The following is a 2,847-nucleotide window of genomic DNA, read 5'->3' as shown; positions in this document are numbered from 1 at the left end:
AGCGTGATGTTGGCAATGGCCCCTTGCGACCGATGCGGCTCAGTAGCGAATACTGAGTGATGCTCAGTTCGCTATCCTGCAGGTGATGGTCATAGATGATGGTGATCCTGCGCGTGAGGCGGCGCAGGGGGGCGCAGGTGCAGGTTTCCTTGCTCATGGGCATTCCGGTCGGGTGAGGATGATAGCCTAACTATGCATATGCATCGATGTATGCGCATCATATGAACGCGGCGCTGCAAAGTCAAGCGTGGAAGAGATGAAAAAGGTCTACCCCTCGCGGCCAGGCCGGGAGGGGTCCAAGTGCGGCAGTGGGAGGGAAGGAGGAAAAACTCTCAGGGCGTATGCTGGGCCAGCGGCGCACCACCGGACTCGCCCGCCGACGGGGCCACTTCCCGCTGCAGGTCGGCGGCACTGCCGCTGGCGCGCGCCAGCAAGACCAGACAGCCGGCCAGGAAGGCGGCGATGGCAATGGCCAGCAGCATGATGTGCTGCCCTCCGAAACTCTGCTGCAGGGTACCGCCGATGAAGGGCCCGAGAATGGCGCCCAGGCGCCCCACCGCCAGTTCCATCCCCACTGCCGAGGCGCGCATCCGGGTCGGATAGGACGCCGCCGTGAAATTGTTCAGCACGAACTGTCCGCCGATGATGAAGAAACCGGCGGCAGCGGTCGCGGCCAGGTTGACCCAATGCTGCTCGAAGCAGACCAGGGCCAGGATCGACAGCGCACCGGCCAGCGACCATGTGCATAGCCAGGGGCGTGCGGTCGATGAACGATCCACCAGGTGGCCGCAGACCAGCGCGCCAATGAAGGACGTGACCTGCATCATCGCACCGAAGCCGAAACTGCTACCGAAGCTCTCGCCGCGCTCCTGCATCAGCGTAGGAATCCAGCCGCTCAGGCCGAAGATGCAGAACAGGCTCAGAAAGCTGGTGCCCCAGATCGCCAGCGACAGCCGTCCATAGGGCCGCTCCAGCAAGTTCCAGGCGGACACCCTGCCCGCCTTCGGCGCGGCCAGGATCTGCGCTTGGCGATAGAACGCAGCACGTGGCGGACGCAGCTTGCACAGGGTCTGCAGGACTTCCTCATGGCGCCCATGCAAGAGCGCAAAGCGCGGCGACTCCGGCAGCAGGCGATGCGCGAAGGGGATCAGCAAGAACGAGCAGGCCCCGATCCAGTACAGCCCGGTCCAGCCGGTATGGGGCGTCACGAAGACCCCGACCAGGCCCGCTGCGGCGCCCCCCATGGCCCAGCCCAGGGCCACGCCCCACAAGGCAAAGGTATTGGCCACCCGGCGCGGCGCCAGCTCGTTGATGTAGGTGGTCGACAGCGGCAACAGCACGCCCAGACCCAGGCCGGTGAGGATGCGCAGCACGCTGTAGGAGAGGAAGGAATCGGCCAGCAGCGCCGTGAGCAAGGAAAAGAGGGTGGTGATCCACAAGCCGCCCAGCAGCGTGATGCGCCGACCGATGCGGTCGGCAATGGTGCCGTGGATCGCGGCCCCGATCAGGAAGCCCACCAGTCCGCTGGAGATCAGCATCCCCACGCGCTCCAGCGACAAGCCCCAGGGCTGGCGCACGTAGTGGATGACATAGGCGGGATTGAAGGTGTCGTAGCCGTCGAACAGGGTCAGCAAGGCCAGGATCAGGCCCAGGCCGATGTGCGAGCGTCCGACGGGCGCAGTCGAGAGTTCTTCCTCGACGTCGATGATGTCTTTTTGCACGGTGTCTCACTCCAGTTGCATCAGAACGCGGGCAGCGTCGATGACGCTGCGGAACGAAGCAACAGGGCGGGCTTCTGGATGTCCCGCATTGCGCTGTTGCCTTCGCAGTGTGTGTGGTGGTACCGGTGGCGGCCGGCTCAGTCTCCCAGCTTGAACAGGCCTGCTGCGTTGCTGCGGCCGATCTTGATGCGGTCGTTCTCGCTGATGGAGGCGCTCTCGAACCAGTCGGAGGCGTGATCGATATTCTCGAAGGGCCAGTCGGCCGAGAACAGGATACGATCCGAACCGATTTCCAGCATGGCATCGATCAGGGTCTGGGTGCGGAAATTGCCCGAGGTGGTCAGCCAGAAATTCTGACGGAAGTAGTCGGCGATGCGCTTCTTGGCCGGATAGCTGGGCGCGGTCTTGACCCAGCCGTTGCGGTGGTCGATGCGCCACATGCTATAGGGCAGGCCTTCGCCCATATGCCCAAGGATGATCTTGATATCCGGGTATTGATCGAATAGCCCCGACCCCATCAGGCGCAGCGCATGGACCGCAGTCTCCTGGCCGAACGCCCAGGTCGGGCCGAGCAGCCAGGAATGGCCTTCGTAGATCGGCGCCTGGGCCGGCAGGGGATTGCGCGGATGCAGGTAGAAGGGGCGATCCAGTTCCTGCACCTTGCCCCAGAAGGGACGGTATTGCGGCTGGTCGTAATAGGCCACGCCCGTGCCGCCCTCGACTTGCGTAAACCCGTTGACCAGCGCGCCCACGAAACCCAGCTCGCGCACGCAGCGCTCCAGTTCGCGCGCAGCCAGCTCGGGCGATTGCATCGGCAGCGCGGCAAAGCCGCGGAAGCGATCCGGTCGGCGCGCGATCTGATCGGCCAGGAAATCGTTGGCGCGGCGCGCCAGTTCATCGGCGGCGCGGGCATTGGCGATGGCCTGGATGGTGGGAGCATTGAGCGAGAGGATCATGGTCTCGATGCCATGCCGGTCCATCTCTTCGATGCGTCGCTGCTGGATATCGAGCAGGCGATGCTTCAGTTCGGGCCAGTACGAGGGCGGCACGAAAACCGGCCGAATCCTGCACCGTTTTCTCGATGGCGAAGTGTTCTTCGAGCGCGATCTTGCGGGTGATCCTGGGG

1 protein-coding gene and 2 pseudogenes are annotated in these 2,847 nt (G+C 64.2%); all 3 read right to left on the bottom strand.

What is annotated here, in order from left to right; translation table 11 throughout:
• A pseudogene (locus I5W_RS33985) lies at positions 1 to 157 on the bottom strand (MarR family winged helix-turn-helix transcriptional regulator); the annotation flags it as partial.
• A 175-nt stretch (positions 158 to 332) separates the two neighbouring features.
• The gene (locus tag I5W_RS02930) at positions 333 to 1,721 is read right to left on the bottom strand and encodes an MFS transporter (protein ID WP_044528114.1); all 1,389 of its coding nucleotides are present in this window, start codon (positions 1,719 to 1,721) and stop codon (positions 333 to 335) included.
• Positions 1,722 to 1,858: 137 nt separating this feature from the next.
• A pseudogene (locus I5W_RS02925) lies at positions 1,859 to 2,840 on the bottom strand (amidohydrolase family protein).
• Between the last annotated feature and the right edge of the window lie 7 nt (positions 2,841 to 2,847).

Source organism: Herbaspirillum sp. B65, assembly GCF_000333555.1.
Taxonomy (GTDB): domain Bacteria; phylum Pseudomonadota; class Gammaproteobacteria; order Burkholderiales; family Burkholderiaceae_D; genus Herbaspirillum; species Herbaspirillum rubrisubalbicans.
This window is presented reverse-complemented; position numbering and strand designations above follow the sequence as displayed.